This is a genomic window from Leptospira limi (assembly GCF_026151395.1).
GTDB classification, from domain to species: Bacteria; Spirochaetota; Leptospiria; order Leptospirales; family Leptospiraceae; genus Leptospira_A; species Leptospira_A limi.
Genome location: NZ_JAMQPV010000003.1, coordinates 179,731 through 197,375, shown reverse-complemented (window position 1 = coordinate 197,375; position 17,645 = coordinate 179,731). Strand labels below are relative to the sequence as shown.

The following is a 17,645-nucleotide window of genomic DNA, read 5'->3' as shown; positions in this document are numbered from 1 at the left end:
GTTATTTCTTTCTAACTCCGAGGATGGTATCCACGAGGGATTTTTCAATATTTAATTTTTCACTAATTGCCTCGGAAGACCATTGGTAGTTGTCGTGGAGGCTTTGGATTGTGGCTCTTTTTCGCTCGACCAAGGGATTTCCCGAATTTTTCCGGTCCAATTTGGGGGAGGCGGAGGGATTTTGCATCGCTCCTTGCACTATGTCCAAAAATTGGGAGAGTTTTTCGAAGGTTTCGTCTGCTTCCCCAAGGAGAGATTCCAAATCGTCCTTGGTGTCCTTTGTGGAATCCCTCAGGTCTTCCAAACGTTTTTGTAAGGTGAGGATTTGGCGGTGGCGGTCCGATAAGTCACCTAGCAGCTCTTCAATTTTGTCAAATTTGCGTTCGACGGAATCAATTTGTGCTTCTCGTTCCACAAGGAAGGAAGTTCGGTTTTCTGCTTGGCGGATAGTTTCTGTGAGTTCTTTTTCTCTCGCTTCCACCACATCGATTTCACGGTCGAGGATGTCGAGGCGAGCTTGAAGTTCCCGTGCATTGTGTTTTTGACCTTCCAAGTTTTCCACCAAATGGAAAACAGAATCTTGTGACTCTTGGAGTGAAGACAAAAAGGATTCGATTTTGGATTGTTCTTTTGTAAGATTTGTCACACGAGATTCGATGGACGTAATCTCTGTTAGACTCTGTTCAAACCCTTCCATAGTTTCGGAAACATGGACTAAATTGGATGCAAGGATTTGGATTTGTTTATCAATGTCTTCTGATTGGAACTGTGCTTCTTTCAATGCCTCAAGTTCGTTGGCGATTTGAGATCTCATTTCGCTGAATTCAAAGATGGCAGATTGTATAAGTTCCAAATCTGGTTTTCCTTTTTCCAAGGAACGTAAGGCTTCTGAAATTTCTTCTACTGCTTTGTTTGATTCGTCTGCAATTTGTTTGGCGGATGCAAATAAATCAGAGTGTTCTTTGACAGTTTCAAGTTCACTCGATAAAGTTAAGATTTCTTCTTTGAGTGATTCCAGTTCGTTTTGGAAACCAGATAAAGTTTCTTCTTTGGTTTCGTTTAAGGTTTCTAATCCATTTTGGATTTCATATTTGAGATCATGGAAACGGTTCAGGCTGTCCTTTAAGAAATCTTGGCTTTCTTTTGCAATTTCTTTGAACGATTTTTCGTAATCCCTTTGGTAAGTCTCAATTTGTTTTTTGGATTCGTCTTTGGAACGTTTGATACTTTCTTCTAGGTTGCGACGAACTGTATTTAGGTGATTCGAAATTTTTTCTTCCAATTGACCAAGTTGGACATTGCCTTTGTCGAGAAGTTTGGTAAGTTGGTGTGAGATTTTGGAATCGATGGTTTCGTTCAAACGATCCATTTTCTCTTCTTGTAAATTGAAAAAAGATTCCCCAGATTCTTCTAAGTGTTTGAGGATCCTTTCTACTTCACTGCGAGCCAGTTTTGATTCTTCTTCCAATCGTGAGATACTTTCTTTGGTTTTGGATTCGGCCACAAGTTCCAAATTGGATTTTGCTTTTTGGAATTGGTTTTGGAATTCACCAAGTAAGTCGGCACCTTCCACATGGATTTCTTTTAGTCGGTCTTGGAGTTTTTCGATGCTATAGTTTTGGTCTTCGCGGATCCTACTGAGTTCTTCTTCCCATTTGCTCACAAATTGTTCTAAATTCGCATTCGCGATACGGATCTTTTCTGTGACGATTGTTTCGGATTCTTTTGCTTTTTCTTCTGCCGTTTCTAAGATTTCATGAGCTGATTCGCGGAGTGCAGACTTCAATTCTTCTACGTATTCATCTACATCTTTGGTTTGCGCTGTGATGGTTTCGTTCAGTTCTTTTACTTGCGATTGGATGGATCCTAGGTCTGATTCCATTTCATGTTTTTGGATTTTGAAATCAGAATGCATTCTTTCTTCTAATTCTTTTTTCAAATCAAAAAGAGAGGATTTGATCACCATCTCTTGGCCAGAACGAACCGTTTCGAGTTCGCGATCAAATTCTTTTAACTCTTGTAATGCGCTTTTTTTGAGAGTGTTTGCTTCTTCTCTGAGTTCTTCTGAAATTCTATGAAATTCTTCTGAGAAGGCTTCGATCTCACGGATGAGTTCTTGTTTGCGAATGTCTGCTTGGCGGAGGAGTTTATTCTCTGCTTCTAAGTATTTTTCTTGGAATTGGATGATGGTTTGGTTGATTCCATCCGCTTGCCTTCTGGTTTCATTGATGATGTCATCTCGTTTGGAAAGTGTTTCGAGAGAGAGGTCTTCAATTTCTCGTTTGATCGCATCCGTTTCTTGGCTTAGACCTTTCATAAACGAATCTTTGGTATGGCTTACTTGGTCTACGATGGATTCAAAACGTTCTTGGATTTTTTTCTCAAGGAGTGATACTTTCTCTTCTACTTTCGAAGATGCTCTTTGGTATTTTTCTTCTAACCTTTCATCAAACTTATCTACTTTGTCAGAAAGTAAGGAAGACGTATCTTCAAACTTCGTAAGCCGAACATCTAAATCACCTTGTGCATACTTCATGGATTCAAGGAGTAAATCCATTTCTTTTCTCGCATGGTCAAGTCGGCCCGCTGTTTCATTCACCATCACATCAGCATGGGTTAATAATTTTTCTCTAGCAGTCTCTGCAATTTTTGAAAGGGAATTGTCGAGGAAGTCTGACTTGGTTTCGAGTAGGCTTTCGAGTTCCACCATCTTTTGAGCAACGGATTGTAAAATTTCATCACTACGTAAGTTCAATTTGTTTTGGAAGGTATCTAACATCGAAATGGATTCGTTATGAAGTGCTTCCATATCTTCTGATACTTCACGTAACTCGCGTTTGTGGGTATTGATTTGGGAAAGTCCTTCTTCCATGTATTGTTTTTCACGGCGGACTTGGTTACTCAAATCTTGGATTTGTTCCATTTCTCCAGAGAGGGAGGAGAGGTAATCTTTGCTTGCTCTGATTTTTTCGAAGAGGTCCCTTGATTCGGCACTTAAATGTTGGATGTCTTCTGCAACTTTTCGTGATTGTTTGACAAGGATATCCAAATCAATCCCAGCATCCTTGACCATTTGGATCTTTTGGAGGGCGACACCTTGCATTTCTTCCGTGAGTTTAGAGGCATACCTCTTTAATTGGGACAGTTTGGTATTGGATTTGTCCAAACGACGGAGTCCGATAGTCACGGCTACACTCGCCAAAAAAGGCAATAAAAAGACTTCTAATCCCATTTTCTCAAAGATCCAATAATAGTATTATGTCGCATGAAGATGGTTGAAGGAAACCAGTCTCGGATTTTTTTCGCAAGCCTTTTTTAATTTAGGGAGAATTCGCTGATTTGGCGCCAAAAACGGGCGAAAATTTTCGCTTCTTCCGCTTCCAATTGGGCAAGCCTTTCGGAAGCATTTGGGTCCAAACGGAACATTTCTGCACTCATCTCGGACAAATGGCCTTCCTCTTCTAGGATGAGGTTGGTTAGGCGGATGGGAGAACCAGACTCGTTCAAAATTTCGTCGTAAGCAGTGTAGATGACCATCGCTCTTTTTTCAATCACCGTTGTAGTGTACAAATAGGCAAGGTAGGTGAAGGTTTTTTCCTCTGGGAAAACCTTTCGCAAATTCCGGCGCACCAGCGTGTCCAGTTTTGCGAAATAAATTCTTGCAGCTGTCCCCCGAACCAGTGAGGAGTTTTGGTACCCAGATCGGAACTCTGGTTGGATCATCCTTGCGGCTTTTTTGAAAAAGAGGGCATGCCTTGCTTCTTCCGTGGCATGGCGTAAAATCATTTCGGAAGTATCTTCACTCGATTGTGTGAGAAGGATTTTGCGGGACCCGATGTGTTCGAGTAGAGAGAGAGTGTTCAGCCAAAGAGCATGGTTTGTCTCATTTGTGATGATGGCTTGTAAAACTTGCGGGATCGAATCGTTTTTTGTCTCTGTCGCTTGGCCCATACATCCAAGTTGGGAAACCTGGGATTCTCTGCTAGCCTTTCTTTAGAGGAATGGTGAGTTGGGCGATGGTTTCGCCGTCTTCATGGTAGATACGAAACTGGTCTGTGGGAAGCCCTTCCCCTTTGAGAAGGATGATACAAAGTGCAATTCCAATCCCTTCCCCTTCGGAATTATCACCCCTTTCGATGTAGTATTCCATGATGTCGTTGTAGTTCTGTGCGTGCAGAAGGGAGTTTCTGATTTTTTGCATTTCCCCTCGCACTAACATTGAATTGTTGCGGATATCAAATTTGATTTGGGTATCGTTATGTTCGATTTTAACATGGACGTACAAATTTTTTTCGCGAGCGAGAGGCTCAAAACTATTCCCTCTGCCTGATAAGATGAGGCTTTTATACATCCGAACACCTAATTCGTAGTCGGCGGGAGATTGGATGTCGAGTAGGTTCTCTTGGAAAAACAATCGTTTAAAATTGGCTTTGAATCCATTGAGGATCAAATCTTTGACAATGGTAAAAAGAATCGCAGATAGGTTTTCAATTTTGTATTTATTTGTTAACGAATCGAGTAACTGCACTAAATTTTCATCTAAATTTTTGGAAGCTCCATAGGCTGAAAATTCCAAAGGACTAGGTGATTTTAACCAGTCCTCAATTTGAGATGGCAACATTTGTTCCATTAAAAAATATACTGACTCGGGAATAGTGGATTTGATTTGGACTTTTCATCTACTAACATAGATTGTAACTCATCTCTTAGACGTTCTGTAATGTTGTCTATAGTTTTCTTTTTGTCTTCCTTATAAGAACCAAGATAGTCATTGATCTTAAATGGGTTTCCTAGTCTAACGACTGCTTTGTGAGGCCTGGATTTAGTTTCGCCTAAAATTTCGTTTTCATAACGGTACAAAAATTCATATAAGCGTTCAGGGCTTGGTAATTCTTTGATGTAAGCAGTTTGGATGGAGATAAAATCATAAGCTTTTGTGGCGGCATTCCTTGCCCACCTTGCCATTTCCAAACTAGGGAGTTCTCCATTGGGGTCAGGCATCCCTACAGAAACCATTTCGAGAACACTGAGTATCTTTCTCAGTTTTTCGATTGCATTGGCATCTCCATCCCATTTTGGGATGTTCGCTTTTCTTGCGATATTATCTAACATTGCATGTCGCATCCGACCCAATCGGTAGTCAAAATCATCGGCCTTACTTTCGTCAACAGGCACACCATATTCTTTTTCTTCCCGTTCCATCATTCGTTTCCCAACCGATAAAAATCGGTGCACAATGTCCTTTCCCGTTTTGGAAATTCCAAGTCTCTCTTCCATTCTCGTCAGACTTTGGTCGATGTCTCGTTGCATGGATTGGATGGAACTCGTCATCCGATATTTGATGAAAGTAGGAAGGACCCAGATGGTAGCATTTGGATCTTGTTTGAGTGCGTCTTCTAAACCCCAAATCCCAAGTTGGGCAACTCCTGGTTGGAAGGGGAGTAAGGTATCATTCATTCCACTTGTGGGTTCCCCTTCTGGAAACAGAGCCAATTTGCCTGAGTTGTTTGCAAGGATGGATCTTGAGGCCTTTAAGGATTCGCGGTCAGGTGCACCAGCTAACACAGAGTAGGCTCCGATTGACTGGATAAAATCACCAACAAACCCATACCCCCATTCAAATACCTCCCTTGCTGCCATGTAATGAAAACGAGAACCCATAATGTTTGCAACATGGAAGGCAACACCCGGTTCTTTGGTTGTGGGGTGGTTGGAAATGTAAACCAGGCGTTCTTTTTGTAAGGATTTTAAAGTTTTTATGTCATTTTCAGAGATTTCAATCGAATCGATATTGTGAACCAATTTGTTGAGAAGAGGTAGTGTCAGATCGGTAAACCAAAGAGCAGGGAGATTGAACTTTGCAGGAATGAAGGATTTGATTGACATAGGACGAATGCTGACAGCTTAATCAAAGGAAGCAAGTACGATTTAACATGGCACTTATAGAAGAACTCAACCAACAAGGCAATTTTCTCTTCCGATGGCGCTCCTACATTCCAGGAGTCATTTTGTTCCTTTCCTTACTGTATCTACCGTATGTTCCTTATTTCCAAGGGAATTATATGTCCAATTTGTATTGGTTAACAGCTGCATTTGTAGTTAGTTTAGCAGGTCTTTTTGTAAGATGTTTTACCATTGGTTACACTCCCAAAAATACATCTGGTCGAAATACAAAACAACAAGTAGCCGATGTCGTCAACCAATCAGGGATTTATTCTCTTGTGAGACATCCCCTTTATGTGGGAAACTTTTTAATGTATTTGGGGCCAGTAATCATTTTACGAGATTTTGCTTTTGCATTAGTATACATCATGTTCTTTTATCTATATTATGAAAGGATTATCTTTGCTGAAGAGTATTTCCTACGTGGTAAATTCAAAGATGCTTATTTAAAATGGGCAGACAAAACACCAGCATTTATCCCTCGTTTGTCGGGTTATGTAAAACCGAATTTGGACTTTTCTTTTCGTAATATTTGGAAACGAGAATACCCAAGTTTGTTTGGAATCATCGTTGTGTTTACAGTGTTTGATTTAATCCAAATTTATTACCAAGAACCAAACTTACGTGCAGTCGACATTGTTGGGATCTGGAAACCATTTCATACTTGGTTTTTTGGGTTTGGACTTGTGTTTTATGTTGTCACACGTCTTATTGTAAAGACCACCAAACTTTTAGAAGTCGAAGGGCGCTAAATTTCGATGAGTCGTTTGTCCAATGGATGGAAAGTTCCTGAGTCTTTAGAAGACAAAAAGGAACTTTTGGAATCCTACCAAAAAACGGTAGAAAGTATGGAAAGTGAAAATCCACTGACCATCTTTCGGGAACATATGGACAACGGCTTACTTTTCAAAGCTGGGTTACAAGACGCGATGAACCAACTCACCACTTTTGCGAACCTCTACATGAGTATCATCGAACTAAAAGATGAAATCAAAAAACAAACCAATGTTTAATGGTGATAAAACAGTCACAAAATTAAGGTATGGACATTTTATCCCTTTATCAAGGTAAAGCCTACAAAGGTTCTCTTTCTAACGAATCAAAATCTTTTTTAAACCCCATACACAACTGCATCCAAGAAGAATTTTCGAAAGGAATTCCAACCAAAGTCAGTTCAGAAATTTCGTATCCTGAATTACAAACTGCAATGGCAAACATCCGTTCTAGGATTTACGAGAATGTTTCCATCAAAGGATTTTTGTTCCCCATTTTAGAAGAATGGAAAGTAGATGCAAATGATGTGTATGTAGATTTATTTCGACTCCGTTGTGTTCCCAATGGATTTCATACCTTAGAAGGTGCAAAATCTGTCCAGTACATCCACCGTGACCCTTGGTATGCGAATCCGCAAAACCAAATTAACCTTTGGCTTCCGATCACAAACGTAGAGTTAGGTTCTGGATTTTCCTTGTATCCATCCTATTTTGAAAAGCCCATTCCCAATAATTCTTCTTTGTTCGAATACGAACATTGGAAAGAAACAGGTGGCTTCCAAACAAATACAACCCACCCGCGTATTGGCGAAAAAATATTTCCAAAACCATTAGAGGAAGTAAAAGATCCAAATCCACTTTCGGTGTATGGTGATTTTGGAGATTGTTTTATTTTCGCCTCACACCACTTACACGGAACAAACGATAATACACAAGGGTATTCTCGATTTAGTTTGGAAGTAAGGTTCGTCATTGGTGAACATACCAAACAACACTTAGGCCCGAAAAATATCGATAATGGATCCCAAGGTACCACGCTTTTTGACATGAAACATCTATTGACTGGCGAAATTTTACCAAGTGAGGTCATTCAATCATACGTAAATTGATCTGCTCTTTTGTGAATGAGAATGGATTGATTGGTAGGTCTTTGATTTGGTTCACAAACTCGATCGCAAGTTTTTCTCTTTCTAAAAAATTCCCTTTCACCAAAAAATAATCTCGTTTTGCCTCTTCCATCGCATTTACAAAGCGAATTTTCATCTCCTCTCTTTCTCCACCTAAGTCCCGTAATTTGTCCTTTTCCCAAGGGATGTCGATGTCTAAAAATAAAGAGGCATCATAACGTAAACCAAGCGCTCGTTCGGTGAGCCAAGGGATTTCTGACCCGTAATACCGTTCCAAATAAACTTTTGTCGTAAGTAAATCCGTATCTAAAAATAAAAGCCCGTTGGAAGTTTTGGTTGTTTCGACCTCTGATAATAAATGTCCTTTTGCGATTGGTAGAAAATCAGATTCTTCCATTGGACTTGGTTTTTTTTCTAAGTAATCTCTGGCAAATTCAGGGATCCAATTGGTTTGGAACAATTCAGCTAGTTTTTTCGCTAGTGTCGTTTTCCCCACCGATTCACTCCCCGTAAGTACAATTTTTTTTACAAAATAAGGTCGAATCGGTTCAGGGATGTACTCCCAATACTTCAGTGGGAATTCACGGATTTTTGTAGCAGAGATTGGAATTTGGTTTCTTCCGATATCAACAGGTATGTGTTTGCATCCTAAAACAGATGCTAGTGGGTCTCCATAGGTTTCAGATGTAAAGAGAGAATGAATGGGGTATGGCGTATGGGACTCAATGGTTTGTTTCCATATCTGCCAAAAATGGGGATGGTCTTCGGGGAATTGTGGGTTTTCATCCTTTATCCATATGATGTTTATGTTTTGATTTGGCAGGAGTTCCTTCATCCATTCAAATCGAAGTGCACCAGGAATGATCTCCTTTTCCAAGGAACAAACAAGGACTGTCAAAACCTCACACTGCTTCTTCGCTTCCTGAACCAAATGCAGATGGCCTTTGTGAGGTGGGTAAAACTTGCCTAAGATGAGTCCATGTTTCATATTTTTGTTTCTCTTTGGGAAAGATAGGAATTGATAAAAACAATTTGTTTTTTACCATCTAACGGAAAATTTGTGCTTATATACACTTGAGATCCTTCTCCAAAAAGGGATTCAAGTTCTGCTTTGATTTTCGTTTTTTCTTTTTCCAAGTTGGATTTACCTATTTCAATCTCCTCAGAAAGTGATAACCTACATTCCCATCTCACTTCAGTGACTTGTTCCACTTGGAATTGGTAGATGATGGGATTTTTTCTGAGAATCCTTGCCACATCAATTGGATTGATCGTTTCCCCATTTGGTTTTTGGAAGTAGACTGGTTTTCGACCAGATAACAGGCGTAAACGAGGGAAATGGTCCCCACATTCACAAGTTCCGTATTGGATTTCTCCTTGGTCACCAGTTCTATACCTAAGGAGAGGTAAGTAAGGATTCCTCCCACCTGTGAGGACAATCTCACCCACATTGCCAGTGGGGAGTGGTGTGAGTGTTTCATTGGAGATCACCTCTATATACAAATCATGTGGCAGTAGGTGCATCCATTCTGGATCTTTGGGACAGGAATAAGCGATGGGACCAGTTTCATTTAGCGAATAAAAATTGATAATGGGGCATTGGAAGTATTCGGAAAGATTATTTCGTAAAGCGGGTGTTAGCTCTAAAGCTGTAGAATGAATGGCTTCAGGTTTATATTTGATACCCATTTTCATTGCCGATTCAAATGCATAAGGGTCACCTGTTAAAATTTGTGGGGAAAATTCTAAAAGAAAGTTTTGTAAATCGGTAGTTTTGTTCCAAGAATTGGGATGGATATTGATTTTTGCAAATTTGGCTCCTCCCGCCAAACTATGGCAGGTGGCATATACAATTGTATTTTGTTGGTAACAAAGTTGAATGGCAAAGGTGGAATTTGGAGAATGGATGGGAGTTACTCCATACTTTTTGACAGTGTATTCGATTAGAGGCACATAACATCCAATCGCCTTTGGGTGGTTTGGTGCAAGGATCGGTTTTCCTGTTGTACCAGAAGTCGGATTGATCACCATATTCTCTAGCTTTGCATCTATTGGGATGATGTCTGTGATTTTTGACTGTAAGTCATCACGGTTTGTAAAGGGGATGGACTCAAAGTTTTGTTTCCATTGGATCCCTTCCAGTTGTTTTTTAAAAAATGCAGATGGTTTGATGTAAGTTTCGATAAAGGAGAGGATCGATTCTTTTGTTTGATACAGAGAATGTTCTTTTGCATACACTAAATCCTTTTGGAAGGACTTTACAAATTCAAATTCCACTTCGCCAATTCGGTCCCCAATGTTTGCATTCCATTTGGGCGCAAAACGTGACTCGAACATTTTTTGTAATTCGAGATCCCATTCCTCTCGTAAAAGTGGTGTTCTTTTTGAATCCAAAACTTTATTCACGGTTGTATTTAGAAGCGGCTTCTTCCTCTTCTTTTTGCCTGAGTTGCCTTAAAATTTCTTTGGCTCTTTCTTGAGCTTTTTTCGTTTCCTCCAAAATTCGAACTCTCTCTCTGGAATCTATGGAACGATACCGATCCGTAAAGTATTCCTTTGTTTCAGTTGCGGGGAGGATATGAATCGCATCAAATAAACTTCTGACAAGTTCTTCTGCTCGTTCAGAATCGCTTGTCCAAGTATGATAGTCTGGAACCAATTCACATAATTTAGGTAAGGTGTTTGAAAGGTATTCGTAAAAAGATTGTAAGGTAAATTCAGGGATTTGTGATTCTTTATCATACAATACATTCGCCAATATGATGTGAATTGCCTTTAGATTGAGGTTGGTTATGGTATCAAATGATTTTGGGAACGGGAACAACTTTCCTTGGTTCGTACGAGAGAAAAACACATCAAACCATAAAGCATCTAAGGACACTGAAGATAAGTCCACTAAGTGGAAAGGTGTATTGAGAATTTGTTTAATGTAATGTCTGATTTCTAACATAATTTTTTTCTACGAAATCTTTGCTAAACTGAAGTAAATCTGTCCAATTTTGAATGGGATAAATGTCCCATCCACTTTCTTCCAATTCTTTTACCACAGGATTATGGTTTGGTTGGTAAAGTTGTAAAACCATAGAACCTCCACCTTGCGCTTGTTCGAGTGCATTTTTAACTATGGCCCTCGGATCCCTTGGGTAGTTTTGCGTAAACATCGTATCAATTCCATCATCGGAGATCACAAGGATATGCCTTTTTCGTTTGGGAGGATCCTTGTATTCGTCTTCCAAGAGTTCTAAAGGAAAACAAGTTCCGCCTCCAAAATAACCTGTCAGTACTTTTAAAATTTCCTTTTCATTCTGAATGAAGCCATCAGTGGTTAAAAATTCCCTTTCTCCTGACCATAATGTAACTCTCACAGAACTACCTGTTTTCAGGGCAGACAGTGCTATGATAGCACCAGCCAATGTTAAGTAGGATAAATCTTGCTTCGGATTGGGCATCGAACCAGAACAATCAACAAACAAGTCTAAGTCGATTGGGTTCACCTTGATTTCATTCGATTCGGTCTCACCATAAACATCTTCCACTGTTGTGTAACCAGGAATGATCACAGGACTTTTGATCGTAGATTCCAACCAATTGATTTTTTCAATTGGAGAACCAGGATCCCATAAATCATTTCCTTCCAGGATTTCTTCTTTTGCTCCAGGAATTTTCCGTTCGGGGAATGGAACAAGGTATGGTAGTGCTTTATCTTTATAATATCTGTATGTAATTTCTGATATGTCAGCATCAATACCCATACTTTTACAAATGCTTGAATAATCAGAAGGAGTAAGTGAATTTTTGGAACCAGTGACTCCTTCTAACGGAAATAGTTCGGATGAAATTTCGACATCTGATAAACCAGAAGGTGGACTCATCCCTTTTCCTGCATCAAGTGTGTCTAACAACAATTTTAAATGATTTGGTTCAGATTCTTTTTCCCCTTCAAAAAAATAAGGGAAACAAATACTAGCAAAATCGAACATACCTTTTGACCAATCATTGGGGAAATTTCGAATCATACGAGAGACTAAAGCAGCATCCGATTGGATTTGGTCACTTAACGTCCCTTCGGTGAGAGTTGCAGTGGGAAGTGCCCACAATAACTCATAAGTACGCATATAAAAATTCCAAAATGGATCCTTCTGTTTTCCTAACTTTAGGTATACTTCTTCCATTCTTAAATGATTTTGTCGTTTGAGATGGTCGTTGATAAACAAATCTTCGTAAATATTCACGATCATCGGAGTTAGGTGATTTAGCCTTGGCATGGCAACGTTCGAGATATAAACAAGTTTTGCTTGGTCGGCCAAATCACCTGGGCAATACACATGGTGTCCGATTTCATGTCCTAAAATTTCCAATGCAAAATCTTCGAGATGATAGTTTTGGATTTGGTTCACAGAAAGTAAGACTCTATGGTCTTTTAAGCGAATGGCAGCAAAGGATGAAGTGAGTCCTTCTGTTTTTTCCTCTTCTTCTGAAAATAAAAATTTTGCAGGTGATAGTTTTACATAATCACTCCAAAGTTTGAGAGCTTCTTCCCATTTTGATTCCCAAACCTTGACAAAATCCACTTAGGTTCTCCCCAAATAGAATAAGTATAACTGATACGAATGTTTTAAAGTGTAAAGAGCATAGGTTTCCGTTTCAATCGAAGATGTGATTGAATTTGGATCCAATTTTTGTGCGAGGATTTGTTTCCAAACATTGGACACTGGAGAACTTGTGATGGTGGGTGACATTGGAGGTTCAATTAAGTACAAACTCGTTCCAAACTCATCAACAAATAGTTGGTACCAAGATTCCCCTGATGATACCAAGACGTTTCCAAGATTTGCATATAGTTTAGGAAGATTTGTGAAATTGCCACCTAACAAAGTGTATCCAGGTATGGAACGAAAGTGGAAATTTCCTTTTGGAGTTTGGTTTTGGGTTGATGGAACAAAGGGAGATTGGATCGAATTCACATCGATTCCGAGTATCTTTTTACATTCTGTTTTTAGATCATCACCTAGAAGTGGAAACAAAGATTGGATCACTTCACGGTATTCTGGTTTTCCACTCGCCCAATACAAAACAGCCAAAACAATTTTTAGTTCTTCCATGGTTTGTACTTTTGGAAGCAGTGAAAGTAATCGTTTTAAATATAATTCTTTTTTTCCATCTTCCACTTTTGAGATGGCATTCGAAAGATAAGGAATGAATAGGTTTGGGCTTTGTTTTAGGTTAGGGTGGCATTCTTTGATGACTTGGTAAAAAAAAGGTTCAAAGTTCCCCAGTCGTTGCAGAAACTGTTTTGAAAGGAGACTAACAAATGTTTCAAAGAGAGATAAAATCACACCTTCTTCCCATTGCCAAACAAAATTGAAAAACAATGAGTCAAAAAAAAGGACTAAATGATGGGATACATCTTCCTCTGTGATTTGTGGGTTTAGTTTCCTTGCGGCAAAAATGATTTGATTACATACTTCCTTTTCTTTTTTTAAGGTATCCTTCCATGAAGTGGAGTTCATACATTCGATTCCGCCCACTTTAAATAATTTGTATACCTTTGGTGTAAATACTTTAAGTTTAATAAATCATCAAACATATGCCCGTATAACTTTCGTTGTTTGGATATTGATTCGATTTCTTTCTCAATTTCTACAAGTCTTTGTTTGGTTTCTTTTGTCGACAAACCTTCCAATCCCATTTCGAATGTTTCTGTAAGTTTGGCAATTTTATCGTTTTTATCCAAACCAAGTCGTTCGTATTCACTGAGAGATAATGTAAATAATTTTCGAATCCAACTCACACGATCACTTCGGTAAATTTGGTTATCTGCTTCTTCAAAAAAAGGTGAGTCTATATTTTGAACCAATTTATCATGTAAAACAAATGGTAATATATGGCTTAGGTCATCGAGTGTTACTTCACTGAGTCCTCGAAAATAAGCGAGAGCCTTTGCATAATTGATACAAGTAAAGATGGCTCGTACACTCAGTCCGTTTTTTGTTTGGGATCCGATGTCTTTAATTTTATCTTTCCCTGTTTCTAAAGAAGACAAACGGCCAAAATCTGTGGCACTCAGTTTTGCAGTGTCTTTGGTTTTGTATTCCAATTGTTCACCTGCATATTCCATAAATTCAAATTGAGAGGCAAAAAATTCCATCCGACGGCGAAGTCCTGGTGGAAAATTTACCCGTTTGATTTGTTCCCCTATGTTTTTCATTTCCTCTTCCGAAAAAATGATTTCTTTGGGTACGAGGGATTCCGGTTTATAACCTTCTTCGACCCTTTGGATGAGTTCTTTAATGAAACGAGTATTAAAGTGTGGAGCCTTTACTACTACATCAATCCTATCCTTTAGTGCTTCAATGACTTGGTAAGTACCTCCACCCGCATCATCATTTGCTGTTAAATACCAAGCGGCATCAGGGCATTCATAAATTTGGTCATAAATCTCAGCGTAGTTATCTCCCATGATAGTGAGTAGGGCAGACTGGGTCCTTGTGGGAATCCGATTGTATTCATCGATGATTTTTACTTGCATCCCAAGCCATTTTCGCCATGCAATTTTGATTTCATCCATTGATTTGGCTTGCATCATATCACTTGGAAGAGGGTTCCCTAATAAATCTGTAATTGTCATTTGTGGTTGGCCGTGTTGAATGGCTCGTTTGATTTCTTTGATGGAATAACCAGCAAGAACACCCATAAGGATTGCTGATGCAGTTTTCCCTCGCCCGGGTCCACCAACTAACAAACATTTTCCTTTTACGATCAGTGATAGTAGAGGGAGTAAAACAAAACTCGAATAACTTTGTGCAGTTGGGAGTGTGATAGTGGATTTAGAATCACCAATTGAAAACCTTAATGGTGGTGTGTCATTGTATTCAATGTCATAAAACGGATTGATGATGGCAAAATTGGTGATCCAAAAATATGCCTTCCTTAATTTTTCATCCAAATCTAGGTTTTGTGGTTCCCCCTTTCCCAAAGGGATTGGTCCATCTTCCAGAATGTCGGAGATATCAAATTTTTTCTCCTTACCCTTGTTTTGTGGGATGGTTGGTGATGCAGAAAGTTTATTGGGAGAAGAAGTCATCGTTTTTCCTTTAGGATTACTTCTGCCAAACACCCGTTTTGTGACTCAATTTTGAATTCTGGAGTTAGGATGAAAATTTGATTGGGGTAGTCTCTTTCCATTTGGAACTTAGGAAGTTTGTCCAAAGGTATGGAAATTTGTTTTTTCCCTTTTTCTTGGAAAGGATATACAAATGCAATTTTATCTTTTGGCATTCGTAATTCTTTATCCACATTGATACTCTCTCTTAGTAAAAAACGTAATGTGAAAGGGGGAATGGTCTCTCCAGGGCATGCTTCTACATCTAAGGATTGGAATGTTCTTGGTTGGAACACTTCTCCATCCCAAACATGGGAAAGTTTCATTTCTAAGAAAAAATCAAAATCGAGTGGAGAGTTTCGAATCTTTCTCCAAACTGTGGAAGGATTTTTGTCTAATAAGAGCGAAAGACCATTGGAAGCAGTGGCATCCTCAATGCGAAATGGTGGATTTTCTTTGTAGCCTTCTATCTTTTTGTTTGTTCCGGAAACTAAAAAGTAATTTCCAAACAATACAAATACAATGGCAGAGAAAATTGGGATTACGATTACAGGTCTCATAGAAAGAAAAAATGAAACTGAATGCGAAAAAGGGCTACTTCTTTTTTTATTTACACCAACTCTTGGAGTCTTTATGAAAATAGGAATTTTAGGTGGAACGGGACTGATTGGAACGTCATTCATCACCACCGCCATCAAAAACGGCCATCAATTTCGTGTCTTTTCTCGTCAGAAATCCATTCCCAAATCTCTATCCTCATTCTCTGGCATAGAATTTATAACCTGCCTTCTTCCCCAATCATCCGATTTGGAGGGACTTGACGCAATCATCAATTTAGTTGGAGAACCGATTGCGGGCGTTAGGTGGACAGAAGAAAGAAAACAATTAATCAGTACTTCGAGAATCGAATTCACTCGAGGGCTAGTTGCTCGTATCTTAGATTTAAAACAACCACCCAAAGTTTTTTTGAATGCAAGTGCAGTTGGTTATTATGGAATGTCTGAGACAGAACACCCTGCTTACACAGAAAGTTCACCTCCGGGAGATGATTTTTTAGCAAAACTCTGTGTTGAATGGGAAAACCAAACAAATCCTCTGAAAGGGAATGGAATCCGAACGGTTTTACTCAGAACGGGGATTGTACTTTCTCCAAAAGGTGGTGCCTTAGAAAAAATGATTCCACCTTTTTTACTAGGAGTAGGAGGTGCAATTGCTTCCGGAAACCAAGGAATGAGTTGGATTCATATTTCCGATTTTATCAATGCATGCATTCATCTCATGACAAATGAACAAACAAATGGAGCTTATAATTTAGTTTCTCCTAATCCGACAAGTAATGCAGAGTTTTCCAAACAATTGGCAAAAACTTTAAAACGCCCCAATCTTTTTAAGGTCCCTAGTTTCGCTATACAAGCGTTATTTGGAGAAGGCAGTGTAGTCGTGACAAAAGGGCAGTATGTAGTGCCTGAACGATTGTTACAATCGGGATATGAGTTTCAGTTTCAAAATTTAGATGCGGCACTCTCAAATCTTTTGGAAAAAAACTGATTTCTTCTTTTCAAAAGATGAGAAGGGCAGGAGACTGGAGCCATCCTTATCTCGGAGTAAGAAATGAACTCAAAAAAAGTATTAGTCTCTCTACTCGCTGTCTCCTTCGCATTTGTGATGGTGGCTTGTGGCGACTCCAAACCAAAAGAAGAAGCACCTGCAGTGCAAGAAACCAGTGCCAGTGCTGATCCTGATTTAGTGAAAGGGGAAGAATTATACCTCCAAAACTGTTCTTCTTGCCACGGTGAAAAAGGGGCTGGTGACGGAGCTGCTGCGGCTGCACTCAATCCAAAACCACGTAACTACAAAGCTCCTGCTGCTGAATGGAAAAATGGAAACACAATCGCAGGAATCACAAAAACTTTGAAAGAAGGAATCAAAGGATCTCCAATGGTAGCTTATGGCCATTTGGGTGATGACAATATCAAAATCCTTGCAAAATACGTAGAACACCTTTCTAAAAATTAAATTGCCTTATTTCGGTTCCGTTTTTTTGGCGGAACCGAAATCCTTCCTATATGAACCAAATCGTTAAAAAAGCTGACCGACCCACTTGTGATTGTGGAACCACTCGCGAGGATGAAAACGCACGTAAGGTTGTGAAATATTCAACTTGGGGACTGATTGCTATGGGACTTGTCGGGATATCTGCTACACCAACTGATGTCTACTTTGTTTGCCGTAAATGCAAACAACCCTTCGGCCGATTGACAAAAGAAGAAAGAAAATCGAAATCCTAATTTTTGTTGACCCGCGTTCTTAGTGGAATTCCCTGGAGGCTAATGATGGAAGAGTTTAAGATTCGATTGGGTTTTGAGAATGGTGGAAACCTCCCGGTGATCCACATTTCTGGCGAAATCACATCCGAAGCGGAAGAAGAAATTGTGCAATCTTACGAATCGATTCCACAAGACAAACGCACACGAGTGATCCTCAACTTTTCCGAAACCTCGTACATCAACTCAGCTGGCATTGCCACTCTCATTAGTCTCATCACAAAATCTTCTGAGAACCAAGGTAAAATTGAATTCGCAGGTCTCAACACCCACTTTCGAAAGGTGATGGACATTGTAGGTTTAACTGATTTTGTTCTCATCCACGATTCTCTCAATTCTGCACTCGCCCAAGTGTAAATTCTTCTAGATTCCTAAC

General features: G+C 39.4%; 18 protein-coding genes. 7 read left to right on the top strand and 11 right to left on the bottom strand.

The window, feature by feature from the left end:
- Position 1: 1 nt before the first annotated feature.
- From ND812_RS16075 to ND812_RS16060, 4 genes are all read right to left on the bottom strand, one after another.
- Positions 2–3,232, bottom strand: coding sequence for a SpiroCoCo family coiled-coil protein (locus tag ND812_RS16075; RefSeq protein ID WP_265376371.1), 3,231 nt, complete (start codon positions 3,230–3,232; stop codon positions 2–4).
- An 83-nt stretch (positions 3,233–3,315) separates the two neighbouring features.
- Positions 3,316–3,951, bottom strand: a complete 636-nt coding sequence (locus ND812_RS16070) for a rubrerythrin (RefSeq protein ID WP_265376370.1) — start codon at positions 3,949–3,951, stop codon at positions 3,316–3,318.
- 31 nt (positions 3,952–3,982) lie between these two features.
- Positions 3,983–4,621: a hypothetical protein gene (locus ND812_RS16065; protein ID WP_407658580.1), complete on the bottom strand. Its 639-nt coding sequence runs from the start codon at positions 4,619–4,621 to the stop codon at positions 3,983–3,985.
- 8 nt (positions 4,622–4,629) lie between these two features.
- Entirely contained in the window at positions 4,630–5,886 is a 1,257-nt protein-coding gene (locus tag ND812_RS16060; protein WP_265376368.1) for a 1-acyl-sn-glycerol-3-phosphate acyltransferase, read from the bottom strand.
- A 47-nt stretch (positions 5,887–5,933) separates the two neighbouring features.
- On the opposite strand from ND812_RS16060, the gene lmtA reads away from it, so the two are divergent.
- The 3 genes from lmtA to ND812_RS16045 are packed head-to-tail and all read left to right on the top strand — an operon-like array spanning position 5,934 to position 7,825.
- Positions 5,934–6,695: a lipid A Kdo2 1-phosphate O-methyltransferase gene (gene lmtA / locus ND812_RS16055; RefSeq protein WP_265376367.1), complete on the top strand. Its 762-nt coding sequence runs from the start codon at positions 5,934–5,936 to the stop codon at positions 6,693–6,695.
- Between the two features lie 6 nt (positions 6,696–6,701).
- Positions 6,702–6,956: a hypothetical protein gene (locus tag ND812_RS16050; RefSeq protein WP_108959421.1), complete on the top strand. Its 255-nt coding sequence runs from the start codon at positions 6,702–6,704 to the stop codon at positions 6,954–6,956.
- A 29-nt stretch (positions 6,957–6,985) separates the two neighbouring features.
- Positions 6,986–7,825: a phytanoyl-CoA dioxygenase family protein gene (locus ND812_RS16045; RefSeq protein WP_265376366.1), complete on the top strand. Its 840-nt coding sequence runs from the start codon at positions 6,986–6,988 to the stop codon at positions 7,823–7,825.
- On the opposite strand, the gene ND812_RS16040 is transcribed toward ND812_RS16045, so the two are convergent.
- Genes ND812_RS16040 through ND812_RS16010 form a run of 7 tightly spaced genes read right to left on the bottom strand, consistent with a single transcriptional unit; the run spans position 7,803 to position 15,505 of the window.
- The gene (locus tag ND812_RS16040) at positions 7,803–8,831 is read right to left on the bottom strand and encodes an AAA family ATPase (RefSeq protein ID WP_265376365.1); all 1,029 of its coding nucleotides are present in this window, start codon (positions 8,829–8,831) and stop codon (positions 7,803–7,805) included. The genes ND812_RS16045 and ND812_RS16040 overlap by 23 nt on opposite strands.
- Positions 8,828–10,237 (bottom strand): AMP-binding protein, encoded by a 1,410-nt coding sequence (locus ND812_RS16035; protein ID WP_265376364.1) that lies wholly within the window; start codon positions 10,235–10,237, stop codon positions 8,828–8,830. The genes ND812_RS16040 and ND812_RS16035 overlap by 4 nt, the downstream gene beginning before the upstream one ends.
- Before the next feature lie 4 nt (positions 10,238–10,241).
- Positions 10,242–10,793: a hypothetical protein gene (locus ND812_RS16030; protein ID WP_265376363.1), complete on the bottom strand. Its 552-nt coding sequence runs from the start codon at positions 10,791–10,793 to the stop codon at positions 10,242–10,244.
- On the bottom strand, positions 10,768–12,414 hold the full coding sequence (locus tag ND812_RS16025; protein ID WP_265376362.1) for a vWA domain-containing protein: 1,647 nt from the start codon (positions 12,412–12,414) through the stop codon (positions 10,768–10,770). Before ND812_RS16025 ends, ND812_RS16030 begins: the two co-directional genes overlap by 26 nt.
- Positions 12,415–13,353: a hypothetical protein gene (locus ND812_RS16020; protein WP_265376361.1), complete on the bottom strand. Its 939-nt coding sequence runs from the start codon at positions 13,351–13,353 to the stop codon at positions 12,415–12,417.
- A complete protein-coding gene (locus ND812_RS16015; RefSeq protein ID WP_265376360.1) occupies positions 13,350–14,927 on the bottom strand; it encodes an AAA family ATPase in 1,578 nt (525 codons plus the stop codon). Before ND812_RS16015 ends, ND812_RS16020 begins: the two co-directional genes overlap by 4 nt.
- Positions 14,924–15,505: a hypothetical protein gene (locus ND812_RS16010; protein WP_265376359.1), complete on the bottom strand. Its 582-nt coding sequence runs from the start codon at positions 15,503–15,505 to the stop codon at positions 14,924–14,926. The genes ND812_RS16015 and ND812_RS16010 overlap by 4 nt, the downstream gene beginning before the upstream one ends.
- A gap of 73 nt (positions 15,506–15,578) precedes the next feature.
- On the opposite strand from ND812_RS16010, the gene ND812_RS16005 reads away from it, so the two are divergent.
- From ND812_RS16005 to ND812_RS15990, 4 genes are all read left to right on the top strand, one after another.
- Positions 15,579–16,493: a TIGR01777 family oxidoreductase gene (locus tag ND812_RS16005; RefSeq protein ID WP_265376358.1), complete on the top strand. Its 915-nt coding sequence runs from the start codon at positions 15,579–15,581 to the stop codon at positions 16,491–16,493.
- A 63-nt stretch (positions 16,494–16,556) separates the two neighbouring features.
- Positions 16,557–16,961, top strand: coding sequence for a c-type cytochrome (locus ND812_RS16000; RefSeq protein ID WP_108959412.1), 405 nt, complete (start codon positions 16,557–16,559; stop codon positions 16,959–16,961).
- A 50-nt stretch (positions 16,962–17,011) separates the two neighbouring features.
- A complete protein-coding gene (locus tag ND812_RS15995) occupies positions 17,012–17,233 on the top strand; it encodes a hypothetical protein (protein WP_108959411.1) in 222 nt (73 codons plus the stop codon).
- A 42-nt stretch (positions 17,234–17,275) separates the two neighbouring features.
- Complete coding sequence (locus ND812_RS15990) at positions 17,276–17,626, top strand: STAS domain-containing protein (protein ID WP_165780345.1); 351 nt, start codon at positions 17,276–17,278, stop codon at positions 17,624–17,626.
- The last annotated feature ends 19 nt before the right edge of the window (positions 17,627–17,645 follow it).